Origin of the sequence: Actibacterium sp. (assembly GCF_041584535.1) — a bacterium.
In the GTDB taxonomy this organism is placed as follows: Bacteria; Pseudomonadota; Alphaproteobacteria; order Rhodobacterales; family Rhodobacteraceae; genus Actibacterium_D.
This window is the reverse complement of sequence record NZ_JBFHDW010000249.1, coordinates 1-3978: the sequence shown is the minus strand read 5'-3', so window position 1 is coordinate 3978 and position 3978 is coordinate 1. Positions and strand designations below refer to the sequence as shown.

The following is a 3978-nucleotide window of genomic DNA, read 5'->3' as shown; positions in this document are numbered from 1 at the left end:
ACATCGCGCACGGCAGCCTGAAATCCGGCGCACATGTCGGCGCGGTCCTGAATGGTGATGCCGCCCTTTTCCGCGACGATCTGATCGCGGGTGCGCAGCAGCGCGGTTTTCAGGCCCGAGAACGACATGTCACAGCCGGGCCGGTTCAACAGCGGGCGCGGAAAGGCAAATCGTTTGGCGTTGCCGGTCTTGGCCGCAGCCTCGACCGCAGGGCCGCCGGGCTGATCCAGCCCCAGCAGGCGCGCGGTCTTATCAAAAGCCTCGCCCGGAGCATCATCGATCGTGCCGCCCAAGCGGGTAAAATCCTGTGGGCCTTTGACCAGCAGAAACTGGCAATGCCCGCCCGATACCAGCAGCATCAGGTAGGGAAATTCCAGCCCATCGGTCAGGCGCGGTGTCAACGCGTGCCCGGCGAGATGGTTCACCCCGACCAGCGGCTTGCCCGCCCCGGCAGCGATGCCCTTGGCGCACATGACGCCGGACAAGACGCCACCGATCAGGCCCGGCCCGGCGGTCACCGCGACGGCGTCGATCTGGCCAAGGCCAATTCCGGCTTGCGCCAGTGCCTGTTCGACACAGATATCCAGCTTTTCCGCATGAGCGCGGGCGGCGATCTCGGGCACGACCCCGCCATAGGCGGCATGCAGTTCGGTCTGACCCGCCACAACCGAAGACAAGATCCGCGCCGGTTCGCCGGGCGTATGGACCAGCACCGCGGCGGCGGTGTCGTCACAGCTGCTTTCCAGCCCGAGGATGGTCAGTGTCTTGCTCATGGCTCTGTCGTTGCGCCCTTTCTCTTGGGCAGGTAACACCGGGGAAGGTTCCAGACAATCCCGGCAGGTATTCGTGACCCAAGGCCCGACCACCCTTATCCTGACCCGCCCCTTGGCGCAAAGCCGCGACTTTGCCGCCCGGTTCACGGCGCGGTTCCCGGATGTGCCGGTGATTGTGGCGCCGCTGATGCGGATCGAGGCCGGTGTGCCCGCCGACCCCGAGGGTGCGGCAGGCATTATCCTGACCTCGGTTCATGCGGTGGCGGCGGCGCAAGGCTGGCAGGTTCCCGCCTATTGTGTCGGGCCGCGCACGACACAGGCCGCGCGGGCGGCGGGGTTGAATGCGCGCGATTGCGGCGGCGATGCCGAGGCGCTGATTGCGACGATCCTTGCTGACCGACCGGCCGGGCCGCTGGTGCATCTGCATGGCGAACACACGCGCGGCGATGTGGCGGGGCGTCTGACGGCGGGTGGCATCGCCTGTCATGACCGGGTGGTTTACCGGCAAATTGCGCAGGATTTCGATGAAAACGCCCGCTTGGCCCTTGCTGGGCCGGGGCGGATTTTGCTGCCGCTGTTTTCGCCACGCTCGGCCGCGTTGGCGGGGCAGGCCTGTGCCGGTGCGCACGCGGAAATTGCCCTTGCCGCGATCAGCGCCGCCACCCGTCACGCCTGGACCGGACCGGCCCCCGTTGCCGAGGCGCTGGCGGTCAGGCCCGATGCCGAGGCCATGCTTGAGGCGCTGGCGGGTCTAATTGACGCGCCACGCCATCTTGAGGGCGGCGCCGCGCAAGACTAGGCTTGCCTCAGGCGGGCAGTGCCGCGACAGTAATAAGCGAACAGCAGGGGGTATGGCTTGGTGGACGATTCTGAAAAGAAAACCGAGAACAACGAAGAAATTCAGCCCTCCGAGCCGCAGCAGGACGGACAGGACGCCCCTGCCGAAACAACCGACGCCGCGCCCCAGCCTGACGCGGATGCGCCGGTTGTGATCGACCAGTCCGACCTGATCGAGGACGCGGAAATCGTCGAAGACACAGAGGCCGAAGTCGAACCCGAGGCTGAGGCCGACGCGGAACCCACGCCTGCGCCCGCACCGACCCCGGCTGCCGCCCCGGCGGCGAAATCCGGCGGCGGGTTCATTGCAACCGCGCTGGGTGGTGTTGTCGCCGCCGCCATCGGATTTGGGGCTGCACAGGTTATCGGTGTCGATCTGATGGGCGATAACGGGGCCCGCGAACAGATTTCCGCGCAGGCCAGCCAGCTTGCCACGCTGACCACCCGGATCAAGGATCTTGAAGCCCGCCCCGCCGCCCCGGATCTGTCGGGCGATATCGTGGCGCTGAAATCGTCGATTTCGGCTGAAGTCGGCCCGGTTTCCGATGCGGTGGATGATCTGGGCGCACAGGTTTCGGCGCTTGCGGATCGGTTAAGCGCGCTTGAGGCCCGCCCGCCGGTTGCCATCGGTGGCGATCCCGCAGCGGCTGCGGCCTATGAGAAAGAACTGGCGACGATGCGGGCCGAACTGGACGCGCAGCGGACGGAAAATCAGCAACTGGCCGACAAGGTCGCCAGTGCCGCCGCCGATGCCACGGCGGAAATCGACGCCGCCACCGCCAATGCCCGCGCGTTGGAATCGAATGCCGCGATGATGCGGATCAAGGCCGCGCTGGAAACCGGCGGTGCCTATGCCGATGCGCTGGCGGTGTTCGACAGCGCCGATATTCCGGCCCCGCTGGCCGCTGCCGCCAGCACCGGCGCGCCGACGCTGGGTGAATTGCAGGCCAGCTTTCCCGCCGCCGCCCGCGCCGCGCTGAGTGAATCGCTGAAATCCGAGATGGGCGACAGCGCCACCGAACGGCTGGGCGCGTTCCTGCGATCGCAAGTCGGGGCAAGGTCGCTGAACCCGCGCGAAGGCGATGACCCGGATGCGATCCTGTCGCGGGCCGAAGCGGCGCTGCGGTCTGGTGATCTGGCGCAATCTCTGGCCGAACTCGCCAGCTTGCCGCCAGCGGGCCAAACGGCGATGGCCGATTGGGTCACCGCCGCGCAAACCCGTCTGGATGTGCTGGCCGCCGCTGATGCATTCGCCGCCAGCCAGAACCTGAACTGAGGAGATAACGCATGCTTTGGTCTCTTCTGAAAATTCTGTTGTTCGTCGTCCTGATCGCGGCTCTGACCTTTGGCGCCGGTATCCTGATGGAATCCGACGCCGGCATTCAGGTCGCCTTTGCCGGTTGGGAATTCACCATGGGCCCGTTGCAAGCGGTGATCGTCGCCGGATTGCTGCTGGTGCTGGTCTGGCTGGTGCTGAAGCTGGCCGGGTTGCTGGTTGCGGTGCTGAAATTCATCTCGGGCGACGAAACCGCGATCTCGCGTTATTTTAGCCGCAGCCGCGAACGCCGCGGCTTTCAGGCGCTTGCCGATGGGATGATGGCGCTGGCCTCGGGCGATGGGCGCGATGCGATTGCCAAGGCCGCCAAGGCCGAACGCCTGTTGCACCGCCCGGAACTGACCAACCTTCTGACCGCGCAAGCGGCTGAACTGGCCGGGGATCGCAAGAAGGCCGAGCAGACCTATAAATTGCTTCTGCAAGACAACCGCACCCGCTTTGTCGGCGTGCGCGGCATCATGAAGCAAAAGCTGGCCGATGGTGACAAGGACGTGGCGCTGAAACTGGCGGAAAAGGCCTTTGCCCTGAAACCGGCCCATACCGAAACCCAGGACATCCTGCTGCATCTGCAGGCCGAGAACGCCGACTGGACCGGCGCCCGCCGAACCCTGAACGCCAAGCTGAAACACGGCGCCCTGCCGCGTGACGTGCATCGGCGCCGCGACGCGGTTCTGGCCCTGTCCGAGGCCAAGGGCGTGTTCGACGAGGGTAACACCATCGAAGCCCGCGAAGCCGCGATCGAGGCCAACCGCCTGTCGCCCGACCTGATCCCCGCCGCCGCCATGGCCGCCCGCACCTATATCGAACAGGGCAAGCCGCGCTATGCGACCCGGGTTCTGAAAAAAGCATGGGAGGTGCATCCGCATCCCGATCTGGCCACCGCCTTTGCCGAGATCGAACCGGAAGAGACCCCCGAGGCCCGGGTCAAGCGCTTTGGCCAGCTGACCCGGATCAGCCCCGATCACCGCGAGACCAAGCTGCTCAAGGCCGAGTTGAACCTTGCCGCCGAGGACTTTCCCGAGGCGCGCCGTT

General features: G+C 66.2%; 4 protein-coding genes. 3 read left to right on the top strand and 1 reads right to left on the bottom strand.

Going from position 1 to position 3978, the window contains the following annotated elements; translation table 11 throughout:
* The coding region (tsaD, locus tag ABYW26_RS11635) for a tRNA (adenosine(37)-N6)-threonylcarbamoyltransferase complex transferase subunit TsaD (RefSeq protein WP_372605048.1) at positions 1-773 on the bottom strand (773 nt) is incomplete at its 3' end.
* A 73-nt stretch (positions 774-846) separates the two neighbouring features.
* Here tsaD and ABYW26_RS11630 point away from each other — a divergent pair.
* The 3 genes from ABYW26_RS11630 to ABYW26_RS11620 form a co-directional block, all read left to right on the top strand.
* A complete protein-coding gene (locus tag ABYW26_RS11630) occupies positions 847-1572 on the top strand; it encodes a uroporphyrinogen-III synthase (RefSeq protein WP_372605047.1) in 726 nt (241 codons plus the stop codon).
* 60 nt (positions 1573-1632) lie between these two features.
* Entirely contained in the window at positions 1633-2886 is a 1254-nt protein-coding gene (locus ABYW26_RS11625) for a COG4223 family protein (protein ID WP_372605049.1), read from the top strand.
* An 11-nt stretch (positions 2887-2897) separates the two neighbouring features.
* The coding region (locus ABYW26_RS11620; protein WP_372605046.1) for a heme biosynthesis protein HemY at positions 2898-3978 on the top strand (1081 nt) is incomplete at its 3' end.